Source organism: Novosphingobium sp. PhB57 (genome assembly GCF_004342985.1).
In the GTDB taxonomy this organism is placed as follows: domain Bacteria; phylum Pseudomonadota; class Alphaproteobacteria; order Sphingomonadales; family Sphingomonadaceae; genus Novosphingobium.
On sequence record NZ_SMBO01000005.1, the window covers coordinates 423,138 to 440,636 of the forward strand.

A 17,499-nucleotide genomic window follows, 5' to 3' on the forward strand; every position below is an offset into this window, starting at 1 on the left:
GTCAGCGGACCCTTTAATCGGCGGACCCTCTAATCAGCTGGGCGTTCGGCCTCGTAGCCGAAGAATGCCAGCAGGTCCGGCGCTTCGGCCACCGTTTCGGCCACGATCCGCCGCTCCCCGGTCGACAGCATGAGGACCTGCGACGAAGCGCTGCGATGCTCTTCGGTTGCCGTCGATGCGGGCGGGCCGACTTCCAGCCCGAACGCCGACAGGATCGCATCGGGATCGCGGCGGAAGCGTTCGTAAGTGACCAGCGGATAGCCGTGCCGCTCGATCGCGGTGCGCAGCAGGCCGCTTCTCCAGATCCACGTCCGCGCCAGGTCGCGCACCACACGGTCGCGCGGGACGCCGCGATAGGCCGGCAGGGCATAGCGCTTGAGCTGGGCGTCGATATTGGTCAGCGGCGCGCGGTTGCACACGGCGACGCGGTAGTCGCTGAAATGACCGAACAGCGTTTCGTAGCGGACGAGGTTGGGCGGGCTCTTTTCCAGGAAGAACGCCCGGCCGCGGCTCCGCTCGGCTTCGGCGATGCGTGCGTTCCAGGCCCCGAGCACCGCTTCGTAGTCCACGAACTTGCGGTCGAGCCACTGGTCCGCGTCCATCAGCCCGCGCACCAGGCGCTGCCCTTCGAAGCTGGAGTGAAGACCGCCGACATCGGCGCGATCGGCCACATGGCGCGCGATCGCGGTCGTGCCCGCGCCCGGCGGTGTCAGCAGGAACAGGAAGGGGTGGTGGATCCGGTCGGTGCGGCGCCGGGGCCAATAGGGTCCGGGATCGTCCGGCCGCGCCTGAAGGCCCAGGGGTTTCAGCAGGCGGTCGACCGCCGTCTTCACAGAGTCGTCCCGCCCATGCCCCGGTTCCTCGCCTATCCGCACCGGATCAGGATAGCCGCTCGGCCTGGCCGGGGCGCGGCTATTGCGAGTGGCCTGCTACCTCTTTTGCGCCCGGAGCGCGCGGAATCAGCAGATCTCGAAGCCGGTGATGCGCAGCAGGGTTTCGGTGATCGGCTGCGCGGTCAGGCGCAGGCGGTGGCGGGATGGGCGGTCGTGGGATGGGCGGGCGCGGGATGGGGCGGGCTGGGCGAGCCGGGACGCCAGCGCTTCCGCCTCGCCGGCCGGCAGCACGATGTCCACTTCGATGCGGTCCGCATAGATGCGGCCCTGGCCCAGCACGCCTTCCAGAAAGGCCGTGCCTGCGGGATTCACGCAAAGCGCGACTTCGGCGCCCTCGTGGCCCCAGGAGGGCAGGACATCGTCTTCCTCCACCGTTCCGGCCAGATCGAGACCCAGCAGACCGGCAGGGCCCGCGGCGCGCACCGAGAGGCTGCCGACGGCCACCGTCAGCGCCGGAACGGCCGGCTTGCCGCCGGCCCATGCTTTCGCGCCGCCGCGTTCGATCATCCGGCCAGGTCCATGTCGCTGCTTCGCTGCCCCATTCGCGCGTCCGGGCATCGCGCACCCGGACAGCGGCAGCCTACATAGCAATGCCTAACGAATTGAGAAGCCAAGGATCGAAAAGTCCGAAAGCGCCGTCTGGGGCGAAAGCTCAGGATTGCGGCAGGGCCACCGCAGTATCGGGCGCATCGCGCAGGCGCAGGTAGAGCTTTCCGGCCACGGGACGCGGCACGGGGAGGCTGGAGCCGGTGAAGCCGGTGGGCACTGCCGCGGGCTGGGCGAAAGTGGGCTCCGCCGAGACGGAGCCGATCAGGAACAGGTCCCGCCCGGTGAGGGTACAGGGTGTTGCCGCCCCTGCTCCGGTCCCTGCTCCTGCCCCTGCTCCGATCCCCGCTCCGGCCTCCTGTTTCGCGCCGTCCTTGTCGCAGGCGAGGTTCTCGATCCGGGGCAGCCGGGCCAGCGTGGTCAGCGGCGTCCAGTCCCCCGTGGTCTCACCCCCGGCCAGACGGAAGCGCAGCGGCCCGAAGGCGCCGGCCGGCAGGTCGGCGGCCTTGAGCCGGGCGACGAGCACTTGGCGGCTCTCCAGCGTCAGCCCCTTGCCGGCCGAAAGACGAGCGACCGCGGGGCCGTCCGCCGTGGCGATCTCGATCGTGTCGCGCGTGCCGAAACCGGCACCCGGCGCGGCCTTTACCGAGAAGACCAGTTCGCCGTTGTCAGGCAGAAGTTCGCCCGCGCCCAGTTCCAGCGCCCTGGCGCCCGGCGCGACCGGGCCGGGATAGATCGTGCGGCCCAGCAGCTCCACTTGCGGGCGGGGGGCACTCACGCGCACCGGCAGGGTCAGGCTGCGCCCGTCCGCCAGGCGCACCACGGCCTTTGCCGAAGCGCCTTGCTCAAGCGCGGGAGTGGTCTTCGCCGCACCGTTCTGGCCCGGCGTGTTCTGGCCCGGAGTCCCGGGCGCCGTATTGGCCTGGGCCGAATTGACCTGAGCCGGATCGGCTTTCACCGAAAGGCGCAGGCGATCGACCGCATCCTCGCGGGTAAGGCCATCCGGGCGGTATTCGACATCGTTCAGCGTCAGCGACTGGACCTGGTCCAGCCGCTGGCCGGTCAGCACGCCCTGCCGGTCTCCGGCGTGAAACTCGAACCCGTCGACCCGGCTCGCTTCGGCGCGGGCGCGCAACGTGACGGTTTCCGGGCCCTTCGCGCCCTGATAGCGCACTTCCACGCGCATCTCGCCGGGGTTGACTGCGGCCAGCGGCACGGTGAACGTCAGCCGCTGGCCGTCCTGCACTTTCCATTCCAGCGACCGGGGGGCGCCGCTGCCCTGCCTCAGCAGCACTTCCTCCACACAGGAGGGCGCCGCGCCTTCCAGCGTGACGGCATTGTCGCGGCCGACCACCAGTCCGTCAGCGTCGCCCGCCACTTTCCAGGCCGCGCCGTCGGGCCGCTGCAGCAGGAAGTCCGGCCCGCCGAACGGCGCGAAGCCCCACATGCCGTGAAGCTGGGCGCGCAGCGATCCGGTGAAGGCGCTGGGCAGTTCGTCCGGCCCGATCATGTAGCCGCCCCGGTCCGCGCGCGGCACCACCGCCACGTCCATCGTCTGGCCGGAACCGTTAGTGAGCTTGACCTTCATGTCGTGCGCGAAGGCCGTGGAATAGACCAGGGGCGCGCCTTCCACCGGCAGCACGGCGCCGGGCCGGGCGATGCAGACCGGCCCCTTGGCGATGCTGCGCAGCTGCGGGGGAATGTCCGCCTCCACCGCGGGCAGCGCCGTGACCATGACCGACTTCGGCTTCTGGAAAGAGGGCGCCGCATTGAGCAGCAGCGACATCGTGGCGTCCTTGCGCAGCGAAAGCGTGGGCAAGTAATTGAACTGAGGGTTGTTGAAAGCGCCGAAAATGCGCGCGATGTCCCGCGCCACACCGATATAGGCGCTGTAATAGCCGCCGCCCGCCTCGGGCGTGGCGCTGAGCTGCAGGGCCAGATCGGTGGGGGTGCCCGTCAGTGTATCGGCCAGCGAACTGGAGTGCACGTCGTTCAGCACCAGCGCCTCGCGGTTCTCCAGCAGGCAGGAGGCCTGCATCTCCACGACTTTGGACAGGCACTCGTCATTGAGCTTGATGGACAGGCTGCGCGCCAACACGGGGGCCACGGTGCGCAAGTATTCCGGGCCGGTGTTGTCCTGCGCCTGGATGGCGGCCATGAAGGTGGCCAGGCGCGAATGGTCGAGCGAGGCCTGGTTCAGATCCTGGCTGGCGCGCACGAATTCGCCCGGCTTGCCGCGTACCGCGTCCAGCAGCACGCCTTCCGCCCCGCCGGTATCCGCCACCATCAGCAGCACCGTCTGCCGCGCGCCCTTGGGCACGGTGAGCGACAGCGCCTTGTCCTTGTCCTTGGACTTCCAGGTGCTGGCGGTGGTGACCCAGTCCTTCGGCGGGGGATTGGTGGCCCCGCGCAGGAAGGCGGACGTCAGCAGGAACTTCTGGCCCTGGTCGCCCGGCAGGTCGGCGCGGATCGAGAGCTTGTCCCCCTCGGCCAGGCTGGGCACTTGCGCGATCGGCAGGGTCTGCTGGCCGCGCGTCACCTCGATCCGCAAGTCCGGGCCGCTCAGCTCGAAGGGAGCGGGATCGGCCAGGGCCGGCGCCGCCGCCACGGCAGCAAGCGCCGAGGCGGCGAGGAACAGGGGCGCTCCGGCGCGCGGGAACCGCGAATCATCGTCCTTCATGCTGATCGGCAAAGCGCGTCCATCCTGTCGGTTGCCTGACTATCGGTCCCGAGGCGCAAATTTATTCACCTCGCCCCTATTCACATCGCTGGACGCCTTGCCAAGGGCACGGCGCCGGTTTGCCGGACGGATCGACCCTGCCGTGCGGTTCGCGGCGGGGGCGGGGCGATATGCTGCGCCTCCCCTAGAACAGCGTCCACAAGGGATTGGCCGGGTCGGCCAGCAGCTTGACGGTCAGCGCGAAGGACATGACCACCAGCAGCGGCCGCACCCCGCGCCCGCCGAAGCGGATCGCCAGCCAGGCGCCGGTCTGGTTGCCGGCAATGTTCGCCGCCGCCATGGAGAGGCCCAGAACCCACAGCACTTTGCCACCGGCCACCATCGCCAGCAGCGCGGCCACATTGGTCGCCAGATTGATGAACTTGGTATTGGCAATGGCCCGCACCAGGCCCAGCCCGCCCAGCGCCACCAGCGCCGTGGTCAGGAAGGAGCCGGTGCCCGGACCGAAGAAACCGTCGTAGAAGCCGATGCCGGTGCAGACGGCGGTCAGCCCCGCGCCGCCGAGGCGGGCATGACGGTCCACTTCGCTCATCGGCGGCGCGAGCAGGAAATAGAGACCCATCGCGATCAGCAGCAGCGGCACGAAAGCGGTGAGGAAGCCGGGATCGACATGCTGGACGGCCGTGGCGCCCAGCACCGAACCGGCGAAGGCCCCGGCCGCCGGCACGGCGAAAGCGCGCAAATCCACTCGGCCTGCGCGCAGGAAGGCGACCACGGCAGAGGCCGTGCCGATCGTGCTCTGCAGCTTGTTGGTGGCCAGCGCGGCGATCGGCGGCACGCCCGCCATGAGCAGCGCCGGAATCGTCAGCAGTCCCCCGCCCCCGGCCAGGGCATCGACCGTGCCCGCCACGAACGCGATGGCGACCAGGAACGAGATGGCTTCGAGGGTCAGATGCATGGAGGGGTCCTGAAAGTACGGTCACGGCCGCTGCTCTTCCGCCCTCCCTGCCCGCGGGACGGCGCCGCGGGGCGGGGGAAGCGGGAAAGGATCGGCGCAGGGCTTTCGAGGGCGCGGGCCGTCAGCGCTGCTTTTTGGTGATGGCGGCGGTGAAGTCCGGGTCCTTCTTCGCCACCCAGTCCACGAACTTGCGCACGTTGGGATTGAGCAGCAGGCCCTCTACATCCATGCCGTGGCGCTGGAGTTCGGAATTGCTGAAATTGGCGATCAGCGTCTGCTGGCAGATCGGGTGCATCGGCACGACATCGCGCCCGCCCCTGCTCTTGGGAACGGGGTGATGCCAGACGATGGTCTTGCCCGTGGGCCGCCCGCAGAGCCAGCACGGCACCGGCGGAGGGGCCTCTTCCTCTTCGGTGGGATCTTCCCAGGGGCCGTGTTTGGGATGCTTGCGGGCCATGTCTCTGCCTGATCTGCCTGAAAGGAATTGCCTGAAATCGGCCTGCCCCTACCGCGCCCCGGCTGACATTGCCACTGCGACGTCCTATCGCCGGCCCATGGGCAGGAAAAAGCGATACCTCACCGCGCGGATGCCGGACGGCTACGTGAAGACGATCGGGCCGACCGCCGACCCCTTCACGCATTACTGGCGCATTGTCGCCACGCTGGAAAACGGCAAGACCGAGGTGTTCTGGGGGCATACCCGCTCGCTGGCGGAAGCGAAGAAAAGGCGCGCCGCCACGCAGGACGCGGTGCGGATGCGGGGCTGGAAGGACTTCGTCTTCGAGATCGCCGAACTGGAGGAAAGCGCCGAGCCGCCTGGCGCCTGAGCGCCTCTTCGCCGGACACACCGCCATGTTTCCCGAGGGAAACGGCTGAAACCCGCGGGGAACGCGGCTTTTACCGCGCCGATTCGGCCAAACGCGCCTTGACGCCGCAAGCGATTCCAACCGGCCGGGAAATGCGCGGGAGCGGTCGCATTTTCCGAGCCATCAGGTGATTCCACCCGACTGGAAAATGCTCTAGGCATGGGTCCGATGTCCAGAATCTCCCTGCTGCTTGCCGCCCTGTGCGCCACAGTTCCCGCCAGCTTCATCTCCGCAGAGGCCGCCCCCGTGACCGAGAAGACCGCCCCCCGGGCCGCCGACACCCCTGCCAGTCCGGCCCCTCGTCCGAACATCGCTGCAGGCGCGCTCGATTTCCAGCGCGTCTTCGCCAGCCCCTCGCTCGATGGACCGCAGCCGCGTGAAGTGAAGATCTCGCCGGACGGGCGCTATCTCACCCTGCTGCGCAATCGCACCGAGGACCGCCAGCGCTACGACCTCTGGGGCTACGACCGCGAGAGCGGCGAATGGCGCATGCTGGTGGATTCGCTCAAGCTCGGCTCCAGCCGCCCGCTGTCCGAAGCCGAAAAGATGCAGCGCGAACGCAAACGCGTGGGCGATCTCAAGGGCATCGTCGCTTATGACTGGAGCGACGACGGCCGCTCGATCATCGTCCCGCTGGACGGCGATCTCTACCTGGCCGGGCTGGACGGTTCGGTGCGCCGCCTGACCGATTCCCCCGAGGACGAGTTGAACTCCGCGCTGAGCCCCGGCGGCAAGTATCTTTCCTTCGTGCGCGAACAGCGGCTCTGGGTGGGCTCGCTCGAACAGGGCGCGCAGAAGCCGATCACCCCCGAAGAAAGCGCCAAGACCGTGCACTGGGGCGAGGCGGAGTTCGTGGCGCAGGAAGAGATGGACCGCATGGCGGGCTATTGGTGGTCGCCCGACGAAAGCCGCATCGCCGTGGAGCGCTATGACGAGGCCCCGGTCAAGGTCGTCACCCGCGCCGCGATCGGCGCGGAGGGCACGCGCACTTACGAACAGCGCTATCCGGCCGCGGGCACGCCGAACGTGCTGGTCTCGCTCTTCGTGATGAAGCCGGACGGCAGCGGCAAGATCCAGGTCGACCTCGGTGCCGACAGCGACATCTACGTGGCCCGGGTCAACTGGTCGCGCGATGGCAAGATGCTCTACGTCCAGCGGCAGGACCGCGCGCAGACGAAGATCGACATGCTGGCGGTCGATCCGGCCACCGGCAGGAGCAGCGTGCTCTTCACCGAAAAGGCCTCTCCGGAGGCCTGGATCAACTTGTCCGGCAACTACCGCTTCCTCAAGGACGGCAGCGTGATCTGGTGGTCCGAGCGCGACGGTTTCGGCCATCTCTACCACTTCGCGAACGGCAAGTGGCAGCAGCTGACCTCGGGCCGGTGGACGGTGACCAAGCTCGTCTCGGTGGACGAGGCGCGCGGGCGCGTGCTGTTCACCGGCACGAAGGACGATGTGCTGTCCCCCCAGCTTTACGCCATCGACCTGGCCAGGCCGGGCACGCCGCAGCGGCTGACCGAGGAAGGCTGGTTCAATGCCGCCGTGGCGAACAAGGACGGCCGCACGCTGGTCGTCACCCGCTCCTCGCCCACGCAGCCCTCGCAAAGCTATGTCGCCGATGCCGAGGGCAAGCGCCTCGCCTGGGTTGAGGAAAACCGCCTCGACGGCGCGCATCCTTATGCGCCCTATCTGGCCGGCCACCGCACGCCCACCTTCGGCACGGTCAAGGCCGAGGACGGCAGCGACCTGCACTGGCTGATGATCACGCCCAAGATGGAGCCCGGCAAGCGCTACCCGGTGTTCTTCGAGCACTACGGCGGCCCGCATAGCCAGCAGGTGGCGCGCCAGTGGCTGGGCGCCCTGCCGCAGGCCATCGTCGACAAGGGCTATATCTACTTCCGCCTCGACAACCGCGGCAGCCCGAACCGCGGCGTGAAGTTCGAAAGCCAGATCCGCCACAAGCTGGGCACCGTCGAAGTGGCGGACCAGCGCGCGGGCGCCGAGTATCTCAAGACGCTGGACTTCGTCGATCCGAAGAAGATCGCGACTTATGGCTGGTCCTACGGCGGCTACATGACGCTGAAGATGCTCCAGGCCGATCACGGCCTTTACGCGGCAGGCATCTCGGGCGCGCCGGTGACCAAGTGGGAGCTTTACGACACCCATTACACCGAACGCTACATGGGCGACCCGCGCAAGCAGCCGGAAGCCTATACCGCCTCCGACGCCATCGAGAACGCCGCGAAGATCAGCGATCCCCTGCTGCTGATCCACGGCATGTCGGACGACAACGTGGTGTTCGAGAACAGCACCGTGCTGATCTCGAAGCTCCAGGCCCAGGCCGTCCCGTTCGAGATGATGCTCTATCCCGGCTATACCCACGCAGTGAAGGGGCCGATGATCAGCAAGCACGTCTGGGAGACGATCTTCGCCTTCCTCACCCGCCACGGCGTCACCCCGCCGGAGTGACCGCCACGAAAGCGAGCAGGCAATTTTCGAAGCGCCGGGCCGAAAGGTCCGGCGCTTTTCAGTTTCATCGAACGATTGGCGGGGTTTTATCCAGCTTCACCGAAAGGGCGATTCTGGCGACAAAGGCTCCACCAACGCTTTCCCGTCCGCCCCGATCGCATCCGGGGCGGCGCATTCGATAACACCTGTCCCGATGGAGCCCCCCGCCATGACTTCGCCCACAACCGGCCCGACCATCACCGCCAAGACGTCCCTCCCGCGCCTGCTGCTGCTGTTGTCCGCAACGACCGGCCTTGTCGATGCCGCTTCGGTGCTCGGGCTTGGCAAAGTGTTCACTGCCAACATGACCGGCAACGTGGTGTTCCTGGGCTTTGCGGCCGCGGGTACGCCGGGCTTCAAGGTCGTGCCGGCGGTGCTGGCGCTGCTGGCCTTCATGGTCGGCGCCTGGGGAGCGGGACGCCTGGCGCGGGCCCATACCGACCGGCCGCTGCGCCGCTGGCTGATCCGCGCGGCCGTCGTGGAAGCCGGCTTGCTGTGGGTCGCCGCGGCGATTTCCACCCGGATCGACGTAGCCGCACAGGCACCGGAGATCGCCGTGCTTTCGGTCATCGCCCTCACCGGTTTCGCGATGGGGCTGCGCAATGCCACGGTGCGCGCACTGAAAGTGCCGGACCTGACGACCACCGTGCTCACCCTGACGATCACCGGCATCGCCGCCGACATGGCAGGGCGCGTCTCCCCCAACTTCGCGCGCCGCCTTGCCGCCGTGCTCTCGATCTTCCTCGGCGCGGCCCTGGGTGCGGCCCTGCTGCTCCGCGTCGGCCTGGCCGTGCCGCTGGCACTCGCCGGAGCGGTAGTGCTGGGCGCCACCCTGCTTTTCGCCCGCGACCCCGGCTCCGCCCAACCGCATCGGCCGTAACCGGGCACCGCCGGTAGCATCGCATGGGGATTTTTCCGGTGCTCGGAACCTCGCGGCCTCCCGAGCACTACCTACGACATACCTTCGTTTCGTGAGCGCTGGACTTCTTTTCCGGCGCTGGCGAACATGAGGCGTGCCCACGCGGGTAGCGGAAGGAGAGACGATGAAGGAACAGTCGAGCCGTGCGGACGTGCGCCCCGCCCTCTCTCCCGGGGATATGGCCGACAGATTCCAGCGAACCCGCCATCTCAGCCGCGATCTGGTGCAGGGGCTGAACGAGGCCGACGCCGCCGTCCAGTCCATGCCCGACGCCTCGCCCGCCAAGTGGCATCTCGCGCATACGACCTGGTTCTTCGAGACTTTCCTCCTGCGCGACCATGTGCCCGGCTATCGCCTTCACGATCCGCGCTGGCCCTTCCTGTTCAACAGCTATTACGAAGCCGAAGGCGCCCGCCTTGCCCGGCCCGAGCGCGGCCTGCTGACGCGGCCCACGCTGGCCGACGTGCTGGACTATCGCGCCCATGTGGAAGCCGCCATGCTGGAGGCCATGCCCCTCCTGCTGGAGCGCCACGGCGAGTTGGTGGAACTGGGCATCCAGCACGAGCAGCAACACCAGGAACTGCTGCTGACCGACATCAAGCACCTGTTTTCGCGCAATCCGCTCGGCCCCGCTTATGCGGCTCCCTCCCCGCCGGCCTCCACGCCGGCCCGCAGCGCCCCGCTGCGCTGGATCGAAGGGCCAGAGGGGCTGGCGGAGATCGGGGCCGGCCCGGACGAGCGCTTCGCTTTCGACAACGAACTGCCCCGCCACCCCGCCTGGCTCGCCCCCCATGCCCTGGCCAACCGTCCGGTGACCAATGGTGAGTGGATCGAGTTCATCGCCGACCAGGGCTACGGCACGGCCGCGCTCTGGCTATCGGATGGCTGGGACTGGGTGCGCGGCGCCGCAGGGGGCCTCGAAACCGTCTCAGCGCCGCTCTACTGGCGCGGCGGCGGACGGCAGTGGGAACAGTTCACGCTGGCGGGCTGGCAGGACGTCGATCCCGAAGCCCCGGTGACGCATATCTCCTTCTACGAAGCCGATGCTTTCGCGACATGGGCCGGCGCCCGCCTGCCCACCGAGCACGAATGGGAAGCCGCCGCGCGCGGCCGCGATCCTCTTGGCGGCCTGCAACTGGACCGGGCCGGCCCCGCAGCGCCCCGTGCGGAAGAGGAAGTGGACGGCTTCGCCTCGCTCTACGGCAATGTCTGGGAATGGACCGGATCGGCCTATCGCCCCTGGCCCGGCTATCGCCCGGCGGCGGGCGCCGTGGGCGAATACAACGGCAAGTTCATGTCCAGCCAGTTCGTGCTGCGCGGCGGCAGCTGCGCCACCCCGCGCGGCCATGTCCGCCCTTCCTACCGCAACTTCTTCCACCCCCACCAGCGCTGGCAGTTCACCGGACTTCGCCTCGCAAGGAGCCTCTGACATGTATTTCACGGCCCCCAGGAACGACGAGAATCCGACTGTCCGTCCCCTTGCCAGAGCGCCCGAGGCAGACCCCGCCTTCCGCGCCGACGTGCTGCGCGGTCTTGCGCAAACGCAAAAAGCGGTGCCCGCGCGCTGGTTCTACGACATGCGCGGATCGCAACTGTTCGAAGCGATCACCCAGGTCCCCGAATACTACCCCACCCGCACCGAAACCGCGCTGCTGCAGGCCCATTGCCCCGCCGTGGCGGAGCGCATCGGCAGCGATGCCACGGTGGTGGAATTCGGATCGGGCAGCTCGATCAAGACGCGCATCCTGCTGAAATCCATGCCGCGTGCGACATATGTGCCGATCGACATCTGCGGCGAATTCCTGGACGAGGCCTGCGCCGCGCTCCAGGGCCTGTTCCCCGCCCTGCGCATCGTGCCGGTGGAAGCGAACTTCATGAACCCCGTCCATCTGCCGCTGCGGCAGGATGGCGAGGCGCGCAGCATGCTGGGCTTCTTCCCCGGATCGACCATCGGCAACCTCACCCCGGAAGCCGCCGTGGACCTGCTGCGCTCCATGCGCGAGACGCTGGGCACGAATGCCCACCTGCTGATCGGCATCGACCGGGTGAAGGACCCGCAGCGGCTCACCGCCGCCTATGACGATGCGCAGGGGGTGACGGCCCTGTTCAACCTCAACTTGCTCCAGCGCATCAACCGCGAGCTGGGCGGCTCGATCCCGGTCGGGGAATTCCGCCATGTCTCGCGCTGGAATCCGCTGGCCAGCCGTGTCGAGATGCATCTGGAAGCCCGCCGCGCGATCCGCTTCGAGGTGGACGGCCAGCCCTTCCGCATGGAAGGCGGCGAAACCATCCACACCGAGAATTGCCACAAGTACCGCCCCGGGGAAATGCGCGTACTGCTGGCGGCCAGCGGTTGGCGCGAACTGGAGCACTGGACCGACTCGCAAGGCGATTTCTCGCTGATCCTGGCCAAGGCCGACGGAGCCCGTCAGGAACCCTGACGGCCATCATGCAGGACGGCGTGCGCGGTGGTTCCGCGCACGTCCGTCGCTCCTGCGACCCCTTGCGCAGTCCTGATCCCTCTCAGCCCCGCCGCGCGCCGCGCGGCGCCGTCGGCACCGGGTGGAAGCGCATGCGGAACACAGTGCCGCACGGGCGGTTTTCGGCGGCCTCCAGATTGCCGCCGGTCCGCGCCATGAGTTCGCTGGCGATGGCCAGCCCCAGCCCCGACCCGCTCTTGAAGTCGCGCCGCGCCGAGGAGAAGCGCGCGAAAAGTTCGTCACCGGCGGCGAAGGGCGGCAGGCCCGGTCCGTCATCGGCCACGCGGATTTCGGCGGCGGGATCCACGGTCACCACCACATGCGTTCCGGCCGGCGTGTGCTTCATGGCGTTTTCCAGCAGGGAATCGAGCGCACGCGCGGCCAGGTGGTGCGCGGCGAAGACGGGCACGCTTTCGGCGCCGACGATCTCGATCTCCTGCCCGCGGGCGATGAACAGCGGCGCGATCCCCGCCACGCGTTCTTCCGCCAGGGCGCGCAGATCCGTCACTTCGCCGGGGTCGCAGGCCATGGCGTCCACTTCCGCCAGCAGCAGCAGCCGCTCCACCATGGCCTCCAGCGCGTCGATCTGCCGTTGCAGCCGGGGCACCGCCTCGGGCGCTCCGTCCTGCTCCACCAACAAGCGCAGGATCGCCAGCGGGGTGCGCAGCTCATGGGCCGCATCCGCCGCGAAATCGCGTTCGATGCGGTAGGCTTCCTCGACCCTGTCGAGCGCGGCATTGATCGCCTGGAGCAGCGGCACGACTTCCTCGGGCATGCCCGCCGTGTCCACCCGCTGCTGGAGCTGATAGGGCGAGACTTGCCCCACTTGCCGCGAAGCCCGCTTGAGCGGCGCCAGCGACTGACGCACGATATAGGCGTCCACCGCCAGCAGCCCCACCAGGAACACCGCCAGCAGCACCCCGCCCACCACCGCGATATCGGCGCGCAGGTCGTCGAAGATCACGTCCGGATGGTCGAGGTTCTGCACGATCACCAGCCAGCTGCCCCGCTCGCCCATCAGCGGCATGGAGACGCCGGAATAGATCCGCGGCCCGCGCACCCGCTTGAAATAGGCCGCACCCGCCCGCATCGGCACTGACAGCGAAGGGTCCGAGCGCAAGTTCTCGATGGCGACGGGCCGCCCCTCGTCCTCGATCCAGAAACTGAAGCTGGAGCCGCCGCCGCGCAGGGCCGAGGCGGTTTCCTTCGAGATCGTCCAGCCGCCCCCCTGCCGGTGGAGCCCGTGCTGCATCTTCTGGGCATATTCGTCCAGGATCTGGCGTTGCAGCCGGTCCCCCGTGCTGTCGATCAGCAGCATCGCGCCCCAGGCCGCCAGGACCGCCGTGACCAGCGTGGCCGCCGCATGGAGCAACAGGATGCGGCGCAGGATCGAATGGGTGGGCATCAGGGCGCCGGGTCGGGGGCCGGATCGGGGGCCGAATTGGGGGACGAGACTTCAGGTGCCGCTTCCGGCAGCCCCACAGGCAACGCTTCCGGCGCGGCGCGCAGCAGGTAGCCCAGGCCGCGCACCGTCACGATCTCCACGCCCGCCTCCAGCGCCGTCAGCCGCTTGCGCAGCCGGTGCACACTGACTTCGGCAGCATTGGAGGAGAATTCCTCGCCAAGGCCGAAGAACACGGATTCGATCTGGGTCTTGCGCACCACTTTGTCTCGCTGGCGCATCAGCAGGTCGAGCAACTGGACCTCGCGCGGGGCCAGGACGATGCTGGAAACCTCTCCGTTCCGCCCCACCCGCACCGTCTGCGAGGCCACGTCGTAGCGCAAGCGGCCGCAGGCGATCTCGCTGCCGTTCTCGCCCATGGAGCGGCGCAGCAGCGCGGCCACGCGGGCGATCAGTTCCTCCGCGGCAAAGGGCTTGGGCAGGTAATCGTCGGCCCCGGCATTGAGCCCGGCGACCCGGTCGGCAATGGCCGAACGCGCGGTCAGCACCAGCACCGGCAGGTAATGGCCGGCAGCCCGCAGCGAGCGGAGCAGGGCGATGCCGTCCTGGTCGGGCAGGCCAAGGTCGAGAAGCAGCGCGGCATGGTTGCCCGCCTCCACCAGGATGCGCGCCTCTTCCGCGGTGGCGACGATATCGTTGCCGAAGCCCCCGTCGCGAAGGTGCATGCCGATCAGCTCGGCCAGCTCGGCATTGTCCTCGACGATCAGCAGCCGCATGGCGCGCCTTCGGGGAGCCGCGGGGCGGGAGTGATCGGAGTGCCAGTCATCCCCCCATCTATCGCGGGGATGGAACCGGCGCGCAACAGACATGCGCCCCCTGCGCACATCCTCCCACGCACCGGCAGGCTGTAAGGTTGCGGTAAGCCAAGGCGGAATAGCGCGGCGCCGAGCGGCGGGCGGAACGGACCGCGCCGCAAATCGAAACCAGGACATGAAGCCGCAAGTCGAAATCGCGCCCGAAGAACGCCCGTCCCTGCCACGCCCCCTTCCCCCCCGCGCGCCCGCTTCCAGCCGGCGCCCGCGCGTCGCGCTCTTTTCGGGAAACTACAACTACGTCCGCGACGGCGCGAACCAGGCGCTCAACCGGCTGGTCGGCTATCTGGAGCGGCGCGGCTGCACCGTGCGCGTCTATTCGCCGACGGCGCCCGCCCCCGCCTTCGCGCCCGAAGGAACGCTGATATCGGTCCCTTCGGTGAGGATCCCGGGGCGCGGCGACTATCGGCTGGGGCTGGGCCTGCCGCGCCGCATCCGCACCAATCTGGCCGAGTTCGCGCCGGAGATCGTCCATGTCTCCGCGCCCGACTGGACCGGCACCGCCGCCCAGCGCCTGGCGCGGCAGGCCGGCATCCCGGTCGTCTCCAGCCTGCACACCCGCTTCGAGACTTATGCCGCCTTCTACGGCGCGGGCCTCGTGCGCCCGGCGATGGAGCGGCACCTCGCGCGCTTCTACCGCAATTCGGATCGCATCCTGGTGCCCACCCCCGCCATCGCCGCGGAATTCGCCGAGGCCGGGCTGGCCGGTCGCACGCGGCTCTGGGGACGCGGGGTGGACCGCACGCAGTTCACGCCGCATGCGCGCGACCTGGCCTGGCGCCGCGCGATGGGCGTGGCCGAAGGCGAAGTGGCCGTGCTCCATTTCGGCCGCCTGGTGCGCGAAAAGGGCCTGGCCGCCTTCGTCGCGCTCTGCCGCCGCCTGATCGCGGAGGGCCTGCCGGTCCGCCCGCTGATCGTGGGAGACGGCCCCGAGCGCGCCTGGCTGGAGCAGAAGCTGCCCCAGGCCCGTTTCGCCGGCCACCTCATGGGCGCTGAACTAGGCCGCGCCGTGGCCAGCGCCGACTTGTTCCTCAATCCCAGCACGACCGAGGCTTTCGGCAACGTCACACTGGAGGCCATGGCCTCGGGCCTGCCCACCGTGTGCGTCGACATGCCGAGCGGGCGCAACCTGCTGGAGGGCGGCTCCGGCCTGCTCTACGCGCCCGGTGACGAGGAGGGCGCTCTGGATGCCCTGCGCCTGCTGGTGAACGACAGCCGCCGCCGTGCCCGGATGGGCGCTTTCGCGCGCGAGGCGAGCAAGGCCTACGACTGGGACGCCGCCTCGCACCAGGTGCTGGCCTGCTACATGGACGTGCTCGGGCGCAGCCTCTCCCCTGCCGACACTTGCCCCGCCGCCCCCCGCTCTGCCGAACCATGCCCCGCCGAAGCCCTGAGCCGCGCCGCGTGAGCGTAGCGCCGAAACTTGTCTCCGGTGGACGTTCTCCCCGCGGTTTCGGCACGCGCCCTGATCCGGGCGGGGCCTGACCCTGCCATGGAAGGCATGATCGCCCAGGCCAGCGCCTTCGTATCGACCCACGGCATCTGGGCCGGGCCGGTGGTGGGTGCGCTCTGCTTCGGGGAGTCACTGGCCATCGTCGGCCTGTTCGTGCCGGCCACCGCCGTCATGCTGGCGATCGGCGGCCTCATCGGCGCCGATGCGCTGGAAGCCTGGCCGATCTTCCTCTGGGCCGTGGCAGGATCGATCCTGGGGGACTGGGTCTCCTACGCCTTCGGCAACCGCATCGGCCCGCGCGTCTATCGCCGCTGGCCGCTGAACCGCCATCGTCCGGCCGTGGCGCGCACCCGGCTGTTCTTCCGCAAATACGGCTTCGCGGCGATCTTCATGGGCCGCTTCCTCGGCCCGATCCGCGCGACGGTGCCGCTGGTGGCCGGCGTTCTGGCCATGCCCCGGCGGCCTTTCCAGATCGCCAACGTCGCTTCGGCCTGCCTCTGGGTGCCGCTGATGTTCGCCCCCGGCTACCTCGCCGCCGGACCGCTGGGCGCGGCGCTGGCGATCGACGAGGGCAAGCTGCTGCTGGGCGGACTGGCCCTGGCGGCCACGGCAATGGGGCTGACCTTGCTCGGATCGCGGCTGCTGGGACGGCGGCGGCGGCGCAAGGCGTGACAATTCGGCATGAGACCAATGGACGGGGTGATGGAATGGACAGGACGATGACCGCAGCGGTTTCCCGCAAGACTGCAATTCTAGCCGCCGCGGCCGGCACGGCGCTGGCCGCGCTGCTGGCGGGCTGCAGTGCGCCGAAGGTGGCCGAAGTGCCGCCGCCCCCGCCGCCGCCCGTGGTGGTGGTGCCGCCGCGCCCGATGCCGCCGATGGGCGCCTCTCCCAGCATGGCCATTCCCGCCCGCGCCGCCGATGGCGCGCGCCATACCGTCAACAGCGCGCTCTCCCCGGCGCAGGCGATCTGGAACTTGCGCTCCGCCTACAACGTGGCGGCGCTCAACTGCACCGGGGCCGATGGTGCACCGATCCTGGCGGGGTACACCGAGTTCCAGAAGAAGTACGCCAAGTCCCTGGCGGCCACCAACAAGACGCTCGACAAGGAATTTCGCGCCCGCTTCGGCGCCAAGGCCATTCGCGAACGCGAGGCCTACCAGACGCAGGTCTACAACTTCTTCGCGCTGCCGCCGGTAGTGCCCTCGCTTTGCCGCGCCGCGCTGGAGCTGACGGGCTCGCTTCAAGCCGTGACCCCCGCCCAGCTCGAAGGCTTCGCGCCCTCGGCCCTGGCCAGTGCCGAGGCCCCGTTCCGCGCCTTCTTCGACAGCTATGAGCAGTACCGCAGCGATCTGGCCGCCTGGGAAGCGCAATATGGCGCCGCCCGCGCCGAAGGCATCGAGAGCGCCGACGGTGCCCAGGCGGCAACGGAATCCGCAGACAGACCTGGCCCGGCAAGTGTTGCCCTAATGAAAATACCTGTGAAAAACACCCTGTAAGGATGCCGTAAGCGCGGCTAGGATAGGCCTGCGTGGTCGATCCCGTGCAAAGCGCCGGGAACGCCCGCGGGGGCACACTAGGACGAAACGGCGTGGTAGATCACGAGCTTATTTCAACGGCATGCGTGCCGGCAACCGAAGGCTATTACCTCTCCACCGAGACCCGCAAGGGCCGTGAGCGCACGGATTCGGCCGAGATGGACCAGGTCCTGGCCTGGCGGATCGACACCTTCAAGGTGAAGGGCGATACGGTGCCGATGTCCACGATCACGCCGATCACCATCAACGGCAGCATGGATACGGTGGAATTCGCCATGCTTCGTCCGGACGGCGTGGTCGAATATCCCGACGGCGCCTCCATCGCCGTCGGCGCGGGTGCACGCCTGCGGGTGGTGGAAGACAAGCTCTGACCGGCACGCCCCT

At 68.9% G+C, this 17,499-nt stretch carries 16 protein-coding genes; 9 read left to right on the top strand and 7 right to left on the bottom strand.

Going from position 1 to position 17,499, the window contains the following annotated elements; genetic code table 11:
- Positions 1–29 precede the first annotated feature (29 nt).
- The 5 genes from EDF58_RS17165 to EDF58_RS17185 all read right to left on the bottom strand — a co-directional run bounded on the left by EDF58_RS17165 (position 30) and on the right by EDF58_RS17185 (position 5,534).
- A complete protein-coding gene (locus EDF58_RS17165; protein WP_132267743.1) occupies positions 30–833 on the bottom strand; it encodes a hypothetical protein in 804 nt (267 codons plus the stop codon).
- Positions 834–959: 126 nt separating this feature from the next.
- Complete coding sequence (locus EDF58_RS17170; RefSeq protein WP_132267744.1) at positions 960–1,400, bottom strand: hypothetical protein; 441 nt, start codon at positions 1,398–1,400, stop codon at positions 960–962.
- A gap of 145 nt (positions 1,401–1,545) precedes the next feature.
- On the bottom strand, positions 1,546–4,119 hold the full coding sequence (locus EDF58_RS17175) for a hypothetical protein (RefSeq protein ID WP_132267746.1): 2,574 nt from the start codon (positions 4,117–4,119) through the stop codon (positions 1,546–1,548).
- A 184-nt stretch (positions 4,120–4,303) separates the two neighbouring features.
- Positions 4,304–5,077: a TSUP family transporter gene (locus EDF58_RS17180; protein WP_132267748.1), complete on the bottom strand. Its 774-nt coding sequence runs from the start codon at positions 5,075–5,077 to the stop codon at positions 4,304–4,306.
- A 121-nt stretch (positions 5,078–5,198) separates the two neighbouring features.
- Positions 5,199–5,534: a hypothetical protein gene (locus tag EDF58_RS17185; protein WP_132267749.1), complete on the bottom strand. Its 336-nt coding sequence runs from the start codon at positions 5,532–5,534 to the stop codon at positions 5,199–5,201.
- Between the two features lie 97 nt (positions 5,535–5,631).
- Between EDF58_RS17185 and EDF58_RS17190 the strand changes: the two genes are divergently transcribed.
- The 5 genes from EDF58_RS17190 (at position 5,632) to egtD (ending at position 11,811) form a co-directional block, all read left to right on the top strand.
- The gene (locus tag EDF58_RS17190) at positions 5,632–5,904 is read left to right on the top strand and encodes a hypothetical protein (protein ID WP_132267751.1); all 273 of its coding nucleotides are present in this window, start codon (positions 5,632–5,634) and stop codon (positions 5,902–5,904) included.
- A gap of 207 nt (positions 5,905–6,111) precedes the next feature.
- Positions 6,112–8,412 (top strand): DPP IV N-terminal domain-containing protein, encoded by a 2,301-nt coding sequence (locus EDF58_RS17195; RefSeq protein ID WP_132267752.1) that lies wholly within the window; start codon positions 6,112–6,114, stop codon positions 8,410–8,412.
- 208 nt (positions 8,413–8,620) lie between these two features.
- Positions 8,621–9,331, top strand: a complete 711-nt coding sequence (locus EDF58_RS17200) for a YoaK family protein (protein WP_132267754.1) — start codon at positions 8,621–8,623, stop codon at positions 9,329–9,331.
- A 217-nt stretch (positions 9,332–9,548) separates the two neighbouring features.
- Positions 9,549–10,799: an ergothioneine biosynthesis protein EgtB gene (gene egtB / locus EDF58_RS17205; RefSeq protein ID WP_243654342.1), complete on the top strand. Its 1,251-nt coding sequence runs from the start codon at positions 9,549–9,551 to the stop codon at positions 10,797–10,799.
- A 1-nt stretch (position 10,800) separates the two neighbouring features.
- Complete coding sequence (gene egtD / locus EDF58_RS17210) at positions 10,801–11,811, top strand: L-histidine N(alpha)-methyltransferase (RefSeq protein ID WP_132267758.1); 1,011 nt, start codon at positions 10,801–10,803, stop codon at positions 11,809–11,811.
- A gap of 82 nt (positions 11,812–11,893) precedes the next feature.
- On the opposite strand, the gene EDF58_RS17215 is transcribed toward egtD, so the two are convergent.
- Both EDF58_RS17215 and EDF58_RS17220 read right to left on the bottom strand, forming a co-directional pair.
- Positions 11,894–13,255, bottom strand: coding sequence for an ATP-binding protein (locus tag EDF58_RS17215; protein ID WP_132267760.1), 1,362 nt, complete (start codon positions 13,253–13,255; stop codon positions 11,894–11,896).
- Positions 13,255–14,028, bottom strand: a complete 774-nt coding sequence (locus EDF58_RS17220; RefSeq protein WP_132267761.1) for a response regulator transcription factor — start codon at positions 14,026–14,028, stop codon at positions 13,255–13,257. The genes EDF58_RS17215 and EDF58_RS17220 overlap by 1 nt, the downstream gene beginning before the upstream one ends.
- Before the next feature lie 214 nt (positions 14,029–14,242).
- On the opposite strand from EDF58_RS17220, the gene EDF58_RS17225 reads away from it, so the two are divergent.
- The 4 genes from EDF58_RS17225 (at position 14,243) to EDF58_RS17240 (ending at position 17,486) form a co-directional block, all read left to right on the top strand.
- On the top strand, positions 14,243–15,532 hold the full coding sequence (locus EDF58_RS17225) for a glycosyltransferase family 1 protein (RefSeq protein WP_132267763.1): 1,290 nt from the start codon (positions 14,243–14,245) through the stop codon (positions 15,530–15,532).
- A 24-nt stretch (positions 15,533–15,556) separates the two neighbouring features.
- Complete coding sequence (locus EDF58_RS17230) at positions 15,557–16,249, top strand: DedA family protein (RefSeq protein WP_243654328.1); 693 nt, start codon at positions 15,557–15,559, stop codon at positions 16,247–16,249.
- 47 nt (positions 16,250–16,296) lie between these two features.
- On the top strand, positions 16,297–17,076 hold the full coding sequence (locus EDF58_RS17235) for a hypothetical protein (RefSeq protein WP_132267765.1): 780 nt from the start codon (positions 16,297–16,299) through the stop codon (positions 17,074–17,076).
- A gap of 125 nt (positions 17,077–17,201) precedes the next feature.
- A complete protein-coding gene (locus tag EDF58_RS17240) occupies positions 17,202–17,486 on the top strand; it encodes a hypothetical protein (RefSeq protein WP_132267766.1) in 285 nt (94 codons plus the stop codon).
- The last annotated feature ends 13 nt before the right edge of the window (positions 17,487–17,499 follow it).